This window comes from Stenotrophomonas sp. NPDC047960, assembly GCF_043204395.1.
In the GTDB taxonomy this organism is placed as follows: domain Bacteria; phylum Pseudomonadota; class Gammaproteobacteria; order Xanthomonadales; family Xanthomonadaceae; genus Stenotrophomonas.
Genome location: NZ_JBIDBX010000004.1, coordinates 205,222 through 222,077, shown reverse-complemented (window position 1 = coordinate 222,077; position 16,856 = coordinate 205,222). Strand labels below are relative to the sequence as shown.

Below are 16,856 nucleotides of genomic sequence, written 5' to 3'. Positions count from 1 at the left end.
GTCGGAGCGATGTTCCCCGCGCGTTAATCGGCCGCGCCGTGCATCTGCGATTCAGTCGCCGTCGTCCACGCCGGCGGCTGCATCCTTGGACAGCTCCGCATGGCAGGCCGCCTTCCACGCGGTGCCGGGCACGAGCCACCACTGGTTGCGGTTGGCGCTGCCGATGTTCACCGCCTGCGCGCGGTCCACGCACGGACTGATCGCCTGTTCCAGTACCAGCAGCCAGCGGTTGTGCGGCGCCTGCGCCAGCCAGGGGCCAGCGTCATGCCATTGCTCGTCCCACGGGCGCTTGAACCCGAAGTCGGTCACCGGCCGGTCGGCCTGCAGCAGGTTCTGCTCGCGCCAGGCGAGTGCGCCCAGCTCGGCCGACGGGCCGATCCGCTCGCCCACCTCGTGCATCAGCGCGGACGACGAGCTGTAAGGCCCCAACGCAGGCATCAGGCCCCAGCCATGCAGGTTCCACAGCAACAACGTGGTCAGCACCGCGAGCGCGCCGGCACGCCGCTGGCGCAGCCATGCGGCCAGCAGCAGCACCACGACGCCGAAGCCGAGCAGCCAGCCGCCCAGCACCGGCAGCAGGGTCTGCGGCATGCCGCGCCGGGCCAGCTGTGCATGCGCCCAGGCGCCGTCGCCAAGCAACTGCGCGCCGATGCCCAGCGCCGCCACGCCCAGTACCAGGACGTAGGCCAGCAGCAGCCAGCGCGGGCCCGGGCGGCGCAGCAGGCCGGGCAGCAGCGGCGCGGCGGCCACGCACAGTGCCGGCAGCATCGGGAAGATGTAGACCTCGCGTTTTCCGGGGCTGGCAGTGAAGAACAGCAGCACCAGCAACGCCCAGCCCAGCAGCAGCCACCAGCGGCCATCGCCCCGGCGCAGGCGCCGCCACCAGCCCGGCAGCAGCGCGGGCAGCAGCAGGCTGCCCGGCAGCCACAGCGTGGCAATCACCTGCAGGTAGTACCAGGCCGGCTGCACGTGGTGCCAGGCATTGGCATAGCGGGTGCCGGTCTGCTTGAACAGCAGTTCGCGGGCATAACCCTGCAGCTCGGGCGAGGGATCATTGAGCAGTGCGATCCCAAGTGGGCCCAGCCACACGGCGGTGCCGAGCAGAAAGGCGGGTATCAGCCACAACAGGGACCGCGCGCGGGGCAGGGCAGTGCCAGGCCGCGGTTGGCCCTGCCAGCGCCACAGCGCCCACGGCAGCAGCACCAGCAGTGGCAGGAAGCCCACGCCCTTGGTGACCGTGCCGAGACCGGCGGCGATGCCGGCCACCCACAGCATCGGCGTGTTCGGCCGTTCCAGCAGGTGGCGCAGCAGCGCCCACAGCGACAGGGTGGTGAGCGCAACCAGCACCATGTCGATCTGCGCGCGCTTGGCCATCAGCCCGAACTGCAGGCAGCTGGCCAGGGCCAGCACCGCCCACCACGCGATGCGCCGGTTCCACAGGCGCCGGGCCAGGTCCCCGCTCAGCCACAGCGTGGCCAGCGCGGCCAGCAACGAGGGCAGCAGGAAGGCCAGGTTCCAGTGGCCGATCAACTGGTAGGTGGCCGCCTGGATCCACATGAAAACCGGCGGTTTTTCGGCGTAGAGTTCGCTGCCCCGGTGCGGCAGCAGCCACTGCCCGGTCTCGACCATGGCCCGTGCGGCCAGCACGAAACGGGGTTCATCCGGCGGGGTAGGGGCGCGCAGGCCGATTCCCGCCGCAAGGGCCAGCAACAGGGCAAGGCAGGTGAGCAGGTGCCACCGATGGCGCGTCAATTGTGTCGGCAAGGAGGGCACGGAGTTCCCGGAAGAGCAGGCACTTTCGCCGAAGCAATGTAAGAAAAGCGTCGAATCGGGGCAATTGCGACTGGATTCCGACATTCCCGGGGCTACCATGGCGGCCATCACCCCCGAGTTCCGGACGCATGCGGCTCCTGGTCATCGAAGACAACCGCCAACTGGTCGCCAACCTGTTCGAGTATTTCGAAGCGCGTGGTCACGTCCTCGACGTCGCCCCCGATGGCGTCACCGGCCTGCACCTGGCCGCGACCCAGAACTACGACGCGCTGATCCTGGACTGGATGCTGCCGCGCATGGAAGGGCCGGACGTATTGCGCCGCCTGCGCGTCGAACACGGCTCGGAAGTGCCGGTGATCATGCTCACCGCGCGCGACGATCTGCCCGACAAGATCGCCGGCTTCCGCGCCGGTGCCGACGACTACCTGACCAAGCCCTTCGCCCTGCCCGAACTTGAAGTCCGCCTGGAAGCGCTGCGCGTGCGCGCGCAGGGGCGCAACCCGCGCAAGGTGCTGGAAGTGGCCGACCTCACCCTGGACCTGGCCACGCTGGAGGCGCAGCGCGATGGGCAGGCCCTGCACCTGTACCCGGCCTGCCGCAAACTGCTGGAAGTGCTGATGCGTGCCAGCCCGGCGGCAGTCACCCGCCAGCAGCTGGAATTCGCGCTGTGGGGCGATGAATTGCCTGACGGCGACCTGCTGCGCTCCCATATCTACGAACTGCGCCGCAGCGTGGACGGCCCGTTCCAGCGCAAGCTCATCCACACCCTGCCACGCGTGGGCTATCGGCTGGGCGCGGCAGCCGCTGAAGGCGCCGATGAAACTGCGTAAGCCTGCGCCGCTGCATCGGCGGCTGGTGTGGTGGCTGCTGGGCTACCTGGCGATGATCTCGCTGGCAGTGTTCAGCGTCGGCAACTACGTGCACGAACACGCCGAGCACTCGGCGTGGCGCGCGCTGCTCAACTCCGAACTGGACAGCATTGTCAGCCACATCGAACACGAACCGCACTACCGCTGGCAGGACTCGGACACCCTGCGCCTGTTTACGGTCGATGACAGTCCCGAGCTTCCGCCGATCCTGCGCACCCTGCACCCGGGGCTGCATGACGGCGTCGAGATCGCCGGTCGGGCCAGCGCGGTGATGGTGCGCGACACCCCCGGGCAGGGCCGTCTTGCACTGGTGCTGGACATCAACGACTTCCACGACCTGGAAGAATTCGCCACCCGCTGGGTGATGCTGGCCAGCGTGGTGATGATCGTGGTGACGGTGGTGATGGCCTCGTTTGGTGTCAGCCGCCTGGTCAGCCCGCTGCGCTCGCTGGCCCGTCATATCGACGGCCTCAAGCCCGGCGTCCCCGGGCAGCGTGTCGAGGTTGATCCGCGCGGCAGTTCCGAGTTGTACGTCATCGCCGCCGCGCTCAACGACTACCTGGCCCGCAACGAACAGTTCGTCGAACGCGAACGGGTCTTCATCAGCACCGCCAGCCATGAACTGCGCACCCCCATCGCGGTGATCACCGGCGCGGCCGAACTGGCGCTGGAGCAGCCTGCGCTGCCGGACCGCGCGCGCCAGCAGATGCAGCGCGTCCATCGCACTGCCCAAGGCGTGGAACAGCTGATCCAACTGCTGCTGGTGCTTGCGCGCGAACCGGCGCGCCTGGCCGCGTTGAAGGAGCGCATCCCGCTGCACCAGCTGGTGCCGGACATCATCGAAGACCACCGCCACCTGATGGGCGACAAGGACCTGCAGATCGCCGTGCAGGGTCTGGCCAACGTGGACATCATCGCGCCATTGGGCGTGGTCCAGGCCGCCATCGGCAACCTGCTGCGCAATGCCATCGAGAACAGCGGCCGCGGCACCATCACCATCAACGTATCCGAACGTGCCGTGGTCACCCTGCAGGACCCGGGCGAAGGCATGAGCCCGGAAGAAATCGCCGCGGTCTACGCACGCCTGGCCCGCGGTGATCGCAACGGGCAGAGCGGCATCGGCCTGGAACTGATCAGCCGCCTGTGCGAACACCTCGGCTGGGCACTCACCATCGAACAGAGCGAACCGCGTGGAACGCGCGTCATCCTCGATCTGAGCGCATCGCTGCCCGGGCACAGCTAGCCATTGCGCGGCAGCGCAACGTGGCGCGAAGCAGGGACAATGTTAAGCTCAGGAAAGCGTCGCCTCATGCGGCGCTTTTTTTTGCCCTTTCGATCGACAGAGGATCGCATGCCGACCGAACCCAGTACTGCCCTCATCACCAACGACATTGTGGGCCTTGGCCTTATCGCTGCCACCCTGGCCTTGATTTTCTGGGCCGCCAGCGGCCCGACCCCATTGCTGAAGAAAATCTTCGCGTGGGTTCCCGCATTGCTGCTGTGCTACTTCATCCCGGCCATCTACAACACCGCCGGCGTCATCGACGGGCACAACACCGCCCTCTACAACCCCATCGCCCGCGACGTGCTGCTGCCCGCCGCCCTGGTCCTGCTCACCCTTTCCATCGACCTCAAGGGTATCCTCAAGCTCGGCCCCAAGCTGCTCATCGTGTTCTGCGCCGGCACCTTCGGCATCATGCTCGGCGCCGTGGTTTCCTTCCAGATGATGTCCTGGATCCACCCCGAAACCATGGCCGGCGATACCTGGGCCGGCATGGCCGCACTGGCCGGCAGCTGGATCGGTGGCGGCGCCAACATGGTCGCCATGCGCGAAGTATTCGGCACCGACGCCACCACCTTCGGCCAGTTCGCTGTCGTCGACGTCGCCTGCGCCAGCCTGTGGATGGCCGTCCTGCTGTTCCTTGCCAACCGCGCCACCCAGATCGACACCCGCAACGGTGCCGACACCCGCGCCATCGACGAAATGAAAGCGCGCATCAGTGCCTACGAGGCCCAGAACGCCCGCATTCCCAGCCTCACCGACCTCATGCTGATCGTCGGCGTCGCCCTCGGTGGCGTCGGCCTTGCCCACGCCATCGCCGCCCCGCTGAGCGCCTGGTTCAAAGCCAACATCAGCTGGGCCAGCCAGTTCAGCCTCGACAGCGCCTTCGTCTGGGTGGTCCTGCTTTCCACCCTGGTGGGCCTGGGCCTGAGCTTCACCCGTGCACGCAGGCTCGAATCGGCAGGCGCATCCCGCCTGGGCACCGTGTTCCTGTACTTCCTCATCGCCTGCATCGGCATGCAGATGAACCTGCTGTCCCTGCTGGATCGCCCGTGGCTGTTCCTGCTCGGGGTGATCTGGATGCTCACCCACATCCTGGTGCTGTGGACCGTCGCCAAGCTGGTCAAGGCGCCGTTGTTCTTCTTCGGCATCGGCTCGATGGGCAACATTGGCGCAGCCGCATCAGCACCAGTGGTGGCAGCGGCGTTTCATCCGAGCCTGGCGCCAGTCGGTGTGTTGCTGGGCACCGTTGGCTACGCCACCGGCACGGGGTTGGCATATGTGACGGGCTTGATCCTCAAATGGATGGCTGGAGCGTAACGACAGCGCCATTGGCGATAGAAATGCAGAGCTAAAAGAAAAGGCGGCGCGAATGCGCCGCCTTTTCGGTTTTGAAGCCGTCCCGACCAACGGTCGAGACCTACCGTTTCAAGAGAACAACCGTTTCAACAGCAGCGACCGCCGTTACGGCCGCCGTAACGCGCTTCCTGACGCTCGCGGAAGAACGTCTTGTAGTCCATCGGCGTGCGGTCCGGATGTTTCTCCAGCACGTGCCGCACGTAGTTGTCGTAATCAGGAATCCCGCAGCACAGACGTGCGGTCTGCACCAGGCGCCGCCAGATGCGGCGGTGCGCCTGGTACTGCCCGACCGGAACCAGACCCGTACTCATCACAGGTCCGCCATCTGGTGCGGCTGCAGCGCCACGTATTCCGTCTCACGGTCCGTGCGTTGCGGCGTACGACGGGCCACCATGATCGTCTTGATCGCATAGGCCAGGATCGCGAACACCACGAACAGGAACAGCACCGTCAGCCCCGTGTTCACGTACGCATTCACCACGATCTGCTGCATCTGCCCCACCGACTTGGCCGGTGCCGTGATCGTGCCACTGGCGATCGCATCCTGGAACTTGTGCGCCTGTGCCAGGAAGCCCTGCGCCGGATTGCTGTCGAAGATCTTGATCAGCCCCGCATACGTCGTGCAGATCAGCAGCCATACCGCTGGCACTGCCGTCACCCACGCATAGCGGTCACGCTTCATCTTGAACAGCACCACCGTACCCAGCATCAGCGCGATACCCGCCAGCATCTGGTTCGAGATGCCGAACAGCGGCCACAGCGTCTGGATGCCACCGAACGGATCCACCACGCCCGTGTACAGCAGGTAGCCCCACAGCGCAACGCAACCTGCCGTCGCGATGATGTTCGCCGTCCACGATTCGGTCTTCTTCAGCGCCGGGATGAAATTGCCCAGCAGGTCCTGCAGCATGAAGCGGCCCGCACGCGTACCCGCATCCACCGCCGTCAGGATGAACAGCGCCTCGAACAGGATCGCGAAGTGGTACCAGAACGCCATCATCGCGTTGCTGCCGCTGGGAATGGCCTGGTGCAGGATCTGCGCGATACCGACCGCCAGCGTCGGCGCGCCACCGGCACGGTGCAGGATCGTCGGCTCGCCAATCGCCGCCGCCGTCGCCTCCAGCTGCTCCGGCGTGATCGTGAAGCCCCACGTCGTGGTGATGTAATGCGCCGCCGAGACCGCATCGGCGCCAATCACCGCCGCCGGGCTGTTCATCGCGAAGTAGATGCCCGGATCGATGATCGATGCCGCCACCAGCGCCATCACCGCCACGAACGATTCCATCAGCATGCCGCCGTAACCGATGTAGCGCATGTGGCGCTCATTGGCCAGCAGCTTGGGCGTGGTACCCGAGGCGATCAGCGCATGGAAGCCCGACACCGCACCACACGCGATGGTGATGAACAGGAACGGGAACATCCCGCCCTTCCACACCGGACCATCGCCGCTGGCCGCGAACTGGGTCAGCGCCGGCATCTTCAGCTCCGGCATCACGATCAGGATGCCGATCGCCAGCGCTACGATCGTGCCGATTTTCAGGAACGTCGACAGGTAATCGCGCGGTGCCAGAAGCAGCCACACCGGCAGCACCGATGCCACGAAGCCGTAGCCGATCAGCATCCACGTGATCTGGATCCCGGTGAAGGTGAAGGCGGGGCCCCAGACCGGGTCTGCCGCCACCTTGCCGCCGTACCAGATCGCCAGCAGCAGCAGGATCAATCCCACCACCGAAATCTCGCCGATCTTGCCCGGCCGGATGTAGCGCATGTAGATGCCCATCAGGATCGCGATGGGCATCGTCGCAATCACCGTGAACATGCCCCACGGGCTTTCCGCCAGTGCCTTCACGACCACCATCGCCAACACCGCCAGGATGATGATCATGATCAGGAAGGCGCCAAACAACGCGATGGTGCCGGGCACCTGGCCCATTTCCTCGCGCACCAGGTCACCCAGTGAACGCCCGTTGCGGCGGCTGGAAATGAACAGGATCATGAAGTCCTGCACCGCGCCGGCCAGCACCACGCCCACCACCAGCCACAGCAAGCCCGGCAGGTAGCCCATCTGCGCCGCCAGCACCGGGCCTACCAGCGGCCCTGCACCGGCGATGGCCGCGAAGTGGTGGCCGAACAGCACGTGCTTGTTGGTCGGCACGTAGTCCAGGCCATCATTGTTGATCACTGCCGGGGTGGCCCGGGTGGGATCGAGCTGCATCACCTTGTCGGCAATGAACAGGCTGTAGAAGCGATACGCGATGAGGTAGATGGAGACTGCGGCGACCACGATCCACAGCGCGTTGATGTGTTCGCCCCGCCGCAATGCGACGGTGCCAAGACAGAATGCGCCGAGCAGCGCGAGCGCCGCCCAACCCAGCTTGGAAAAACCTTTCATGAGATTGCGTCTCCCTGAAGAACTCCGTAAGGGTCCGCCCTGGCAGTGACCGGGTCAATGCGCGTGCGGAGGCTTGCCGCTAGTACTTTGGTCGTACACGGGTACGAAACACCACGCTTGGAACAATCGGTTGCGGGCATGACGGTTGGCGCCTCCGGGCGCCGCGCCCATCTTGTACCCAGTATCCTCTTGCCGGAGTCAACATGAGCAGCCCAACCCCGGTGCGCGTGACGCGCACCATCCGTGGCATGGCCACCTCCGACGGCGCCGGCGTGCGCCTGACCCGGGTGATCGGCGGCCCCTCGCTCCCCGACCTGGACCCGTTCCTGCTGCTGGATGAATTCGGTACCGACCGCGCCGAAGACTACATTGCCGGCTTCCCCAGCCACCCGCATCGCGGCTTCGAGACCGTGACCTACATGCTTGATGGGCGCATGCGGCACAAGGACAACCACGGCAACGAAGGCCTGCTCACCCCGGGCAGCGTGCAGTGGATGACCGCCGGCCGTGGCCTGGTGCATTCGGAAATGCCCGAGCAGGAATCGGGGCAGATGCGCGGCTTCCAGTTGTGGGTGAACCTGCCGGCGCGCGACAAGATGATCGACCCGAAGTACCAGGAATTCGCGCCGGACCGCATTCCGGTGGCGCAGCCTGCGCCGGGCGTGCAGGTCAAGGTGATCGCGGGGCAGGTGGGCGACACGGTCGGCCCGATCGTGCAGCCGGCGACCGATCCGCTGTACCTGGACGTGCAGCTGGACGCAGGGACGGCGTGGGACTACGTGCTGCCGGAAGGGCATAACGCCTTCGCCTATGTGTTCGAAGGCGGGCTGACGATTGGCGACGGTGATGACGCGCGGCCCGTTGACCGGCAGGAAATGGCGGTGCTCGGAGGCGGCGAACTGCTGCAGCTGCGCGCCGCCGCAGGGGGGGCGCGATTGATTCTGGTCGCCGGCAGGCCGCTGCGCGAGCCGGTCATGCGCCATGGTCCGTTCGTGATGAACACCAGGCAGGAACTGATGCAGGCCTTCGTGGATTTCCAGGAAGGCCGGTTCTGAAACACGCTGGTGCCGGCCGTTGGCCGGCCCCGGCGATCGGTGTGCCGGCCAACGGCCGGCGCTACCGGGTGTCACCGCTCCGCAGCGACCGCCGACGGATTGAGGTTCATTCCCTGCGACAACGTCTGCAGCGTCCGCAGTTCGCTGGCGTCGGCGGGGTACAGCGAAATCTGCGCATAACGGTTCTTGTCGAACTTCACCACGGTCATCCGGCGGGTGGCATACCCCGGCGGCTGCTGTCCGCCCAGGTCGGGCTGGTACCAGTACAGGGACTCACCGGCGAAGGCGCCCTTTTCCTGGCGTAGCGGACGCGCCAGCGGAATATCCGGGTCGCGCCCGGTGAGCATCATTGTCATGACCTCGCGCCCGTCTGCCGCGGTCGCCTTGCAGAGCACGTAGGTAGCCTCGGACTGTTCCTGCCATTGCAGGCCGCTGGTTTCGGGCAGGGTCGGGCATTTGGCCACCGATTGCGCCGAGGCGATGCCGGCCGTCAGTGACAAACCAAGGAATATCAAAGCGTGCAGGATCTTCATGCGTTCCCCCAAGTGTGCAAGTAGCCGTGCCGTTCCCTGCGGGCGCTTCCGGTGGCCAAGTGTTCCCTGGCCGATGCGCTGCGCATGCCCCATGCGCGTACCGGAAGGACCCGTCAGGTGACGGCCTGGTGATTTCGACCTTAACGGAATGTGACCGGATCTTCAAATAACCGTTTCAAATGTTCCTGAATCCGGCTAGCGGGGTGGGGGATCGACGCCGATCCACTTATAGGCGATGCCGCCGATCAGGCCGCCCAGCAGCGGGGCCAGCCAGAACAACCACAGCTGGCCGAGCGCGCCGCTGCCGGCAAACACGGCCACTGCAGTGGAGCGGGCCGGGTTCACGGACGTGTTGGTGACCGGGATGCTGATCAGGTGGACCAGGGTCAAGGCCAGGCCGATGGCGATCGGGGCGAAGCCGGCGGGCGCGCGGCCGTGGGTGGCCCCCATGATGACGACCAGGAACAGGGCGGTGAGCACGACCTCGCACAGGAAGGCGGCCGCGACGCTGTAGCCTCCGGGAGAGAGTGCGCCGTAACCGTTGCTGGCAAAGGCACCGGCCTGGCTGCCGTCGATCTGGAAGCCGGGCGCGCCGGAGGCAATCTGCAGCAGGATGAAGGCGGCCAGCAGGCCGCCCAGCACCTGGGCGACGACGTAGGGCAGCAGGTCGCGCGCGGGGAAGCGGCCGCCGGCCCACAGGCCGACGCTGACAGCGGGGTTGAAGTGGGCGCCGGAGATGTGCCCGAAGGCATAGGCGCCGGTCAGTACCGTCAGGCCGAAGGCCAGGGCGACGCCGAGGAAGCCGATACCCAGCGGGTTGCCCTCCCCGCCGAAGTTCGCGGCGAGGACGGCGCTGCCACAGCCGCCAAGGACCAGCCAGAAGGTGCCGAGGAATTCGGCGGCCACACGCTTGCCCATGCTCATTGAAGATCTCCACGGATGCCCAGGGGGAATCACGTCGGAAATCGGACGTTGCGGCGCGCGCTCAGCGATCCGGCAGTGGAATGAATTCCTTGTCGTCGCCGGGAATGGTGCCGAAAACTCCCGATTCCCAATCGTGCTTGGCCTGCTCGATGCGTTCCTTGGAACTGGAGACGAAATTCCACCAGAGGTGGCGCGGTCCATCCAGGGGTTCACCACCGAGCAGCATGGCCTTCAACGGGGTCTTGGCACGCAACCGGCCACGGGCACCGGTTTCGGGGATGACCAGGTGCTGGGCGGGCAGGTCGACGCCGTCGAGCTGGGCCTCACCTTCAAGGATGTAGAGGGCACGTTCGACGTGGTTGGTATCGAGATCCAGTTCAGCGCCGGGGTCGAGGTCGATGGCGACGTTGAGGGTGTCGGCGAACACGTTCACCGGCGACTCTTCGCCGTAGGCGCGGCCGGCGATGACGCGCAGCCAGGCACCGTTGCGGCGCTGCTCGGGCAGGGTGGCGGCCGCATGGTGGTAGAAGGCGGGTGCGGTTTCTTCGAACTCCTTCGGCAGGGCGACCCAGGTCTGCATGCCGTGGATGGGGTGGTCGTGCTCGCGTTCGACCGGCGGGGTGCGTTCGGAGTGGGCGATGCCGCGGCCAGCGGTCATCCAGTTGACGTCGCCGGGGCGGATCACCTGGTCGGAGCCAAGGGTGTCGCGGTGGCCGATCGCGCCGGACCAGAGGAAGGTGACGGTGGCCAGGCCGATATGCGGGTGCGGGCGGACGTCGATGCCGGCGCCGGCACCCATGACGGCGGGGCCCATCTGGTCGACGAACACGAATGGGCCAACGCTGCGCGCCTGGATGCTGGGCACGGCGCGGCGGACTTCGAGGCCGCCGATGTCGTGGACGCGCGGGGCGATGATGGTCGACATGCGGGCTTTCTCGCTGGCGGGGACAGGTCGAAAGGATGGCATGCGGGTCGGCCCGGTGCATGGCCCGTTCGGGTAACAGGTTGTTTCGTTTGCAGTGGCGTTACGACCCCGGTAGGTACCGACCGTTGGTCGGTACTGCTCTTTGCGCAGTCGTGCATCACGCGAACGGCCCTGGTCTGCGAGTGTCCCAGGCTTGGGCCGGCGGGGGTGGGTTTGCGGGGGGCGCCGTAAACCCATCCATACAAAAACGCCACCTTTCGGTGGCGTTTCCGCTTCCATCAATCGATTTTTAAATCACCGGTTCGCGCAGCACCGCGGCGTCCCAGCCCGGGCGCGGGGCGAAGCGGTCGCCGTGGCGCTGCTGGAGCGCCTTCAGGCGTTCTACCAGCGCATCGGCGCCGGTCGCGCGGATGTACTGGATCGGGCCGCCGCGGAACGGGGCGAAGCCGGTGCCGAAGATGACGCCGGCGTCGAGCAGGTCGGCATCGGCCACGACGCCTTCGTGCAGGCAGGCGACGGCTTCGTTGAGCAGGGGCAGGATCAGGCGGTCTTCCAGGTCGGCCGGGGCCTGGTAGTTGGCGGGCACGTCGGGCTTCTGGGCGCGGCCGTTGTCCCACGTGTAGATGCCCTGGCCATCCTTCTTGCCGCGCTTGCCCGGTTCGACGGTCTGCAGGGCCGCGGGGATCTGCAGGCCCAGGAACGGGGCCAGTTCCTTGCCGACCCCGGCGGCGACGTCCAGGCCGACGGTGTCGAGCAGTTCGATCGGGCCCATGGGCATGCCGAACTTGACGGCGGCTTTGTCGATGACCGGGCCGGGCACGCCTTCGGCGTAGGCGGTCGCCGCTTCGAGCATGTACGGGAACAGCACGCGGTTGACCAGGAAGCCGGGGGTACCGGCGACGGGCACGGGGAACTTGCCGAGGGCCTTGCAGAAGGAGGCGAGGCGGCGTTCGGTTTCCGGGGCCATGCCGTCGTGGTGGATGATCTCCACCAGCGGCATCTGCGCGACCGGGTTGAAGTAGTGCAGGCCGGCGAACTGGGCCGGGCGCTGGATGTGGTCGCGCAGCTCCACCAGCGGGATGGAGGAGGTGTTGGTGGTGAGCAGGGCGTCGGCCTTCATGTTCGGCTCGAGCGTCTGGTACAGGCCACGCTTGGCGTCGGCGTCTTCGATGATGGCTTCGATCACCAGGTCGGCCACGGCCACGCCGTCACCGGCGAGGTCGCCCTTGAGGCGGGCGGCGACGGCCGGGCGCTTGCTCTCGTCCCGCACCTTCTTGGCGAACAGGGCCTGGGCGCGTTCGATGGCCGGATCAATGAAGCGCTGTTCGCGGTCCTGCAGCGTGACCTCGAAGCCCTTGTAGGCCGACCAGGCGGCGATGTCGCCGCCCATCACGCCGGCGCCGACCACGTGCACGTGGCGGATGCCGTGATCCTTGCCGCCAAGCGCCTTGAGGCGCTCGGTCAGGAAGAAGATGCGGATCAGGTTGCGTGCGGTCGGGGTGCCGGCCAGCTTGACCACGGCGCGGCGTTCGGCGTCCAGGCGGGCCTGGATGCTGCTGCCACCCGTGCGTGCCCAGGTGTTGATCAGCGCATACGGGGCCGGGTAGTGGTCCTTTTTGGCCTTGCGCGCGACCTGCTTGGCCATCTGCGGGGCGAGCAGCTTGCGCGCCAGCCAGGTGTTGGTGGCCCAGGCGGTCAGGCGCTGCCTGAACGGACGGGTGGTGCCGGACAGGCCCAGTGCGACGGCGGTATCGAGCAGCACGGCCGGGGCAACCACCTTGTCGACCAGGCCGATGTTACGGGCGGCCGATGCCGACAGGTTGCGGCCGGTCAGCATCATGTCCATGGCGGCGGGGGCGCCAACCAGGTGGGGCAGGCGCGCGCTGCCACCCCAGCCCGGGAAGATGCCGAGCTGGGTTTCGGGAAGGCCGATCCGGGTGGAGGGATCATTGGAGGCCACCCGGTAGCGGCAGGCCAACGCAAGCTCGGTGCCGCCGCCGAGGCAATGACCGTGGATGGCCGCCACGGTCGGGCAGGGCAGCTCGGACAGTTTCTGGTATGTGGCCTGGCCGCGGCGGATCGCGTCGTTGACGGTGCCGCGGCGATCGAATTCCTGGAATTCCTTCAGGTCCGCGCCGGCGATGAAACCGGCCGGTTTGATCGACTGCACCACCACCGCCTTGGGCGGGTCCAGCGCCAGGCGTTCAAGCAGATCGCCCAGTTCCAGCAGCACGTCCTGCGACATCGCATTGACGCTGCTGTCGTGGCGGTCGAGGCTGAGCACCACGACACCATCGTCACGGATCTCGGGGTGCCAATGTGAGAAGCGGAGCCCATCGAAGCCTGAGAGCATGGAGTCGTTCCATCCGGTTGTGTATGGAGAAGGGGGCTATGATCCAGAGGTTGTTTCCTCCCCGTCAAATCCCTATAGCTTGGGGGTAGGTGCACCCGGTTCATGGCCGTGATCTGCAACCTTAACGGAACGGTGGTTAAAAGCTGGTACGGCGTGCGGTGATCGGCGCTGAACTTTTCCCGGGATTGGCAGTCTCATTGCCCGACGTCGGTTGGGCTGACAGGAGTGCGGCCCCCCATGGCCGAGGTTGAAACACCACAGGAGCTGGACCTGGAGCTGGTCCGGCGCGTGCAGCGCGGCGAAAGCGCGGCGTTCGATGTGCTGGTGCGCAAGTACCAGCATCGGATCGTCGCGTTGATCGGGCGCTACATCGCCGACTGGAGTGAATGTCAGGACGTTGCCCAGGATACGTTCGTACGCGCTTACCGCGCGATCGGCAGTTTCCGGGGCGATGCCCAGTTCTATACCTGGTTGCACCGGATCGCCGTGAATACTGCCAAGAACCATCTAGCCGCCCACAACCGCCGCCCGCCCACCGATGACATCGAGATCGGGGACGCCGAACAGTTCGACAGCGGCACCCGCCTGCGCGATACCGACACGCCCGAACGCGAGTTGATGCGCCAGGAGCTGGAGCAGACGGTGATGAAGGCGGTATCGGCGTTGCCGGAAGAACTGAGATCGGCCATCACCCTGCGCGAGGTGGAGGGCCTGAGCTATGAGGAAATCGCGCAGAAGATGGGGTGCCCGATCGGCACCGTGCGATCGCGGATTTTCCGCGCCCGCGAGGCGATCGACACTGAACTTCGGCCGCTGCTGGATGTTGGCAGCGCCACCCGCGAGAAGAGCCGCGTATGAGCCACGAGATGCCTGACAAATTCGATGTCCACCACCGCCAGCAGTTGTCCGCGCTTATTGATGGGGAACTGCCGCTGGAAGAGGCGCGGTTCCTGCTGCGCCGGCTGGAGCACGACGAGGACCTGTCCGGCTGCCAGGAGCGCTGGCAGCTGCTGGGCGATGTCCTGCGCGGGCGCGCCTGTGCGCCGGCCCCGCAGGGCTTTGCCGAGCGGATCCAGGCGGCTGTGGCGGCCGAGCCGGCCCCCGTTGCCGCGGCAATGCCGGCGCCGCGCCGGCGCCGGGGCGCTCTGCTGCGTTGGGGCGGCGGAGGCGCGCTGGCCGCCTCGGTGGCCGCCATCGCGCTGTTCATGAGCCGCCAGGAGTTGCCAGGGCAGGCCCCGCTGGAGCAGCCCACCACGATCATTGCCAGCCAGGCGCAGCTCCCGCCGGCCCCGCCGCGTGCGCCGCTGGACACCCGCGGGGTGGCAGATGCCGCCGTGGCCGTAGCTGCCGTGCCGGCGGCCGCCGTGACGGCGCGCCGTGCCAGCGCCACCCGCACCCAGCAGGTGTCCACTCGCCGCGTGGCCAGCCGCAGTGAACCGGTGCGTGCACTGGCCAGCCAGCCTGCACTGGCCCCGGTGGTACCGGCGGCCGCTGCGCGCACCCTCCCGTTTGGTGAGGTCGGCGCCCTGCAGGCGCGACCATGGCCGCGCTCCACGGTCGGCAGCAGCGGCGCGCTCAATACCAGTTTCTCGCCGCAGGAGCCGCAGGCCGCGTTCTATCCGTTCGAGCCGCGCCTGCAGGAAGAGGTGTCCGGCACGCCGCCGGCACGCCGCGGACGCGACTGACGTTTGCCTCGATTTCCGCCATCCAGGCGCTGCATGCGACGCGCAGCGCCCCCATCCCTTGATATTCCTGACCCGGAGGTTCGAGTCTGATGACCGCCCGTATCCGTACGCACGCCATGGCCCTGCTGGCCATCACCCTTCCCTTGGTGGCCTGTGCCCAGTCGCCCAGTCCGAGCGCCCCCGCCGCGGTAGCCGCCGCTCCGCGTGCGCCGGCCACGCCGCTGGTCAGTGGCCTGCCTGACTTCACCAACCTGGTGGAACAGGTGGGGCCGGGCGTGGTCAACATTGAAACCACCATCGTGCGCAGCAACCGCCAGGCGCGCGGCCCCGGTCCCGGCCCCGGCGATGACGAGATGCCGGAATTCTTCCGCCGGTTCTTCGGGCCGGACTTCCAGATGCCCGGCCAGCCCGGCGGCGATGAAGGCCCCAGCATCCGCGGCCGTGGCATGGGCTCTGGCTTCATCATCTCGCCCGACGGCTACGTGCTGACCAACCACCATGTGGTGGCCGACGCCGGCGAGGTGAAGGTCAAACTGGGCGACCGCCGTGAATTCACGGCCAAGGTGATCGGCAGCGACCAGCAGTACGACGTGGCCCTGCTGAAGATCGATGCGAAGAATCTGCCGACCGTGCGGGTCGGCGATTCCAATACGCTCAAGCCGGGCCAGTGGGTGGTCGCGATCGGCTCGCCGTTCGGTCTGGACCACTCGGTCACCGCCGGCGTGGTCAGTGCGGTCGGGCGCAGCACCGGCGGCCAGGACCAGCGCTACGTACCGTTCATCCAGACCGACGTGGCGATCAACCAGGGCAACTCGGGCGGCCCGCTGCTCAATACCCGCGGTGAAGTGGTCGGCATCAACTCGCAGATCTTCTCTGCCTCGGGCGGCTACATGGGCATCAGCTTCGCGATCCCGATCGACCTGGCCATGGGCGCGGTCGACCAGATCAAGAAGAACGGGCGCGTGAGCCGTGGCCAGCTCGGCGCCATCGTCGGCGCCATCACGGGCGACGTGGCACAGGGCTTCAACCTGCCCGACAGCCGTGGCGCGCTGGTCAACGAACTGGTTCCGGGTAGTGCTGCTGCCAAGTCCGGGCTGGAAGTCGGCGATGTGATCCGTTCGGTCAATGGCACCCCGATCAACACCTTCAGCGACCTGCCGCCGCTGATCGGCGCCCAGGCCCCGGGCAGCAAGGTCCGCCTGGGCGTGCTGCGCGACGGCCGCGAACGTGAGATCACCGCGACCCTGACCGAGCTGGCCGAAGACGCGCAGCGCGGCACTGCCGCCCCGGCGGCGGCTGACGCCGCGCCGCAGGCCGGTGCCAATGCCCTGCTGGGCCTGGACGTGGCCGACCTGACCGCCCCGCAGCGCCAGCAGCTGGGGCTGGACGCGGGCGAGGGCGTGCGCATCACCAACGTCAAGGGCGAGGCTGCCCGCGATGCCCGGTTGTCTCCGGGTATGGTGATCCTGCAGGTCGGGCGCACCCCGGTCGGCAGCGTCGCCGCGCTGAACAAGGCGCTGGGGGGCTACAAGAAGGGCGATGTGGTGATGCTGCTGGTTCGCGCCGGCGGCAGCAGTGCCTTCGTGGCGGTCAAGACCGGCCAGTAGGCCCCGCCTCTGCTGCGTTTCCGGGCCCGCTTCGGCGGGCCCGGTCGTATTTGGCCCGCCGGCACGCGGGGAGGGGCCGGCCATGCGATAATGTGCCGT

General features: G+C 67.2%; 14 protein-coding genes. 7 read left to right on the top strand and 7 right to left on the bottom strand.

Annotated features, from left to right (window positions below; translation table 11 throughout):
- Positions 1-51: 51 nt before the first annotated feature.
- Positions 52-1,764, bottom strand: coding sequence for an ArnT family glycosyltransferase (locus ACGFZ3_RS10985; RefSeq protein WP_392920525.1), 1,713 nt, complete (start codon positions 1,762-1,764; stop codon positions 52-54).
- A gap of 137 nt (positions 1,765-1,901) precedes the next feature.
- Between ACGFZ3_RS10985 and ACGFZ3_RS10980 the strand changes: the two genes are divergently transcribed.
- The 3 genes from ACGFZ3_RS10980 to ACGFZ3_RS10970 all read left to right on the top strand — a co-directional run bounded on the left by ACGFZ3_RS10980 (position 1,902) and on the right by ACGFZ3_RS10970 (position 5,244).
- Entirely contained in the window at positions 1,902-2,603 is a 702-nt protein-coding gene (locus ACGFZ3_RS10980; protein WP_392920522.1) for a response regulator transcription factor, read from the top strand.
- The gene (locus ACGFZ3_RS10975; RefSeq protein ID WP_392920519.1) at positions 2,590-3,885 is read left to right on the top strand and encodes a sensor histidine kinase; all 1,296 of its coding nucleotides are present in this window, start codon (positions 2,590-2,592) and stop codon (positions 3,883-3,885) included. The genes ACGFZ3_RS10980 and ACGFZ3_RS10975 overlap by 14 nt, the downstream gene beginning before the upstream one ends.
- Positions 3,886-3,993: 108 nt before the next feature.
- Positions 3,994-5,244: a DUF819 domain-containing protein gene (locus tag ACGFZ3_RS10970; RefSeq protein ID WP_392920516.1), complete on the top strand. Its 1,251-nt coding sequence runs from the start codon at positions 3,994-3,996 to the stop codon at positions 5,242-5,244.
- A gap of 125 nt (positions 5,245-5,369) precedes the next feature.
- Here ACGFZ3_RS10970 and ACGFZ3_RS10965 read toward each other — a convergent pair whose 3' ends face one another.
- Together ACGFZ3_RS10965 and ACGFZ3_RS10960 are read right to left on the bottom strand one after the other, a co-directional pair.
- A complete protein-coding gene (locus ACGFZ3_RS10965) occupies positions 5,370-5,594 on the bottom strand; it encodes a YbdD/YjiX family protein (RefSeq protein ID WP_068853636.1) in 225 nt (74 codons plus the stop codon).
- Positions 5,594-7,675 carry a carbon starvation CstA family protein gene (locus ACGFZ3_RS10960; RefSeq protein WP_392920512.1) on the bottom strand — a complete coding sequence of 694 codons (2,082 nt, stop codon included), beginning with the start codon at positions 7,673-7,675 and terminating at the stop codon, positions 5,594-5,596. The genes ACGFZ3_RS10965 and ACGFZ3_RS10960 overlap by 1 nt, the downstream gene beginning before the upstream one ends.
- Positions 7,676-7,878: 203 nt before the next feature.
- On the opposite strand from ACGFZ3_RS10960, the gene ACGFZ3_RS10955 reads away from it, so the two are divergent.
- Entirely contained in the window at positions 7,879-8,730 is an 852-nt protein-coding gene (locus tag ACGFZ3_RS10955) for a pirin family protein (protein ID WP_392920509.1), read from the top strand.
- 71 nt (positions 8,731-8,801) lie between these two features.
- On the opposite strand, the gene ACGFZ3_RS10950 is transcribed toward ACGFZ3_RS10955, so the two are convergent.
- The 4 genes from ACGFZ3_RS10950 to ACGFZ3_RS10935 all read right to left on the bottom strand — a co-directional run bounded on the left by ACGFZ3_RS10950 (position 8,802) and on the right by ACGFZ3_RS10935 (position 13,465).
- Entirely contained in the window at positions 8,802-9,263 is a 462-nt protein-coding gene (locus ACGFZ3_RS10950) for a hypothetical protein (protein WP_392920506.1), read from the bottom strand.
- 195 nt (positions 9,264-9,458) lie between these two features.
- Positions 9,459-10,187 (bottom strand): aquaporin Z, encoded by a 729-nt coding sequence (gene aqpZ, locus ACGFZ3_RS10945; RefSeq protein WP_392920503.1) that lies wholly within the window; start codon positions 10,185-10,187, stop codon positions 9,459-9,461.
- A gap of 61 nt (positions 10,188-10,248) precedes the next feature.
- Positions 10,249-11,112, bottom strand: coding sequence for a pirin family protein (locus tag ACGFZ3_RS10940; RefSeq protein WP_392920500.1), 864 nt, complete (start codon positions 11,110-11,112; stop codon positions 10,249-10,251).
- Between the two features lie 289 nt (positions 11,113-11,401).
- Entirely contained in the window at positions 11,402-13,465 is a 2,064-nt protein-coding gene (locus ACGFZ3_RS10935; RefSeq protein WP_392920497.1) for a 3-hydroxyacyl-CoA dehydrogenase NAD-binding domain-containing protein, read from the bottom strand.
- A 237-nt stretch (positions 13,466-13,702) separates the two neighbouring features.
- On the opposite strand from ACGFZ3_RS10935, the gene rpoE reads away from it, so the two are divergent.
- The 3 genes from rpoE (at position 13,703) to ACGFZ3_RS10920 (ending at position 16,757) form a co-directional block, all read left to right on the top strand.
- A complete protein-coding gene (gene rpoE, locus ACGFZ3_RS10930) occupies positions 13,703-14,323 on the top strand; it encodes an RNA polymerase sigma factor RpoE (protein ID WP_068853630.1) in 621 nt (206 codons plus the stop codon).
- A gap of 8 nt (positions 14,324-14,331) precedes the next feature.
- Positions 14,332-15,150, top strand: coding sequence for a sigma-E factor negative regulatory protein (locus ACGFZ3_RS10925; protein ID WP_392920493.1), 819 nt, complete (start codon positions 14,332-14,334; stop codon positions 15,148-15,150).
- A gap of 89 nt (positions 15,151-15,239) precedes the next feature.
- A complete protein-coding gene (locus ACGFZ3_RS10920) occupies positions 15,240-16,757 on the top strand; it encodes a DegQ family serine endoprotease (protein ID WP_392920490.1) in 1,518 nt (505 codons plus the stop codon).
- Positions 16,758-16,856: the final 99 nt, after the last annotated feature.

Coding starts and splice junctions, on each gene's coding strand:
- ACGFZ3_RS10980 (WP_392920522.1), top strand. CDS start 1,902: ATGCGGCTCCTGGTCATCGAAGACAACCGCCAACTGGTCGCCAACCTG.
- ACGFZ3_RS10975 (WP_392920519.1), top strand. CDS start 2,590: ATGAAACTGCGTAAGCCTGCGCCGCTGCATCGGCGGCTGGTGTGGTGG.
- ACGFZ3_RS10970 (WP_392920516.1), top strand. CDS start 3,994: ATGCCGACCGAACCCAGTACTGCCCTCATCACCAACGACATTGTGGGC.
- ACGFZ3_RS10965 (WP_068853636.1), bottom strand. CDS start 5,594: ATGAGTACGGGTCTGGTTCCGGTCGGGCAGTACCAGGCGCACCGCCGC.
- ACGFZ3_RS10960 (WP_392920512.1), bottom strand. CDS start 7,675: ATGAAAGGTTTTTCCAAGCTGGGTTGGGCGGCGCTCGCGCTGCTCGGC.
- ACGFZ3_RS10955 (WP_392920509.1), top strand. CDS start 7,879: ATGAGCAGCCCAACCCCGGTGCGCGTGACGCGCACCATCCGTGGCATG.
- ACGFZ3_RS10950 (WP_392920506.1), bottom strand. CDS start 9,263: ATGAAGATCCTGCACGCTTTGATATTCCTTGGTTTGTCACTGACGGCC.
- aqpZ (WP_392920503.1), bottom strand. CDS start 10,187: ATGAGCATGGGCAAGCGTGTGGCCGCCGAATTCCTCGGCACCTTCTGG.
- ACGFZ3_RS10940 (WP_392920500.1), bottom strand. CDS start 11,112: ATGTCGACCATCATCGCCCCGCGCGTCCACGACATCGGCGGCCTCGAA.
- ACGFZ3_RS10935 (WP_392920497.1), bottom strand. CDS start 13,465: ATGCTCTCAGGCTTCGATGGGCTCCGCTTCTCACATTGGCACCCCGAG.
- rpoE (WP_068853630.1), top strand. CDS start 13,703: ATGGCCGAGGTTGAAACACCACAGGAGCTGGACCTGGAGCTGGTCCGG.
- ACGFZ3_RS10925 (WP_392920493.1), top strand. CDS start 14,332: ATGCCTGACAAATTCGATGTCCACCACCGCCAGCAGTTGTCCGCGCTT.
- ACGFZ3_RS10920 (WP_392920490.1), top strand. CDS start 15,240: ATGACCGCCCGTATCCGTACGCACGCCATGGCCCTGCTGGCCATCACC.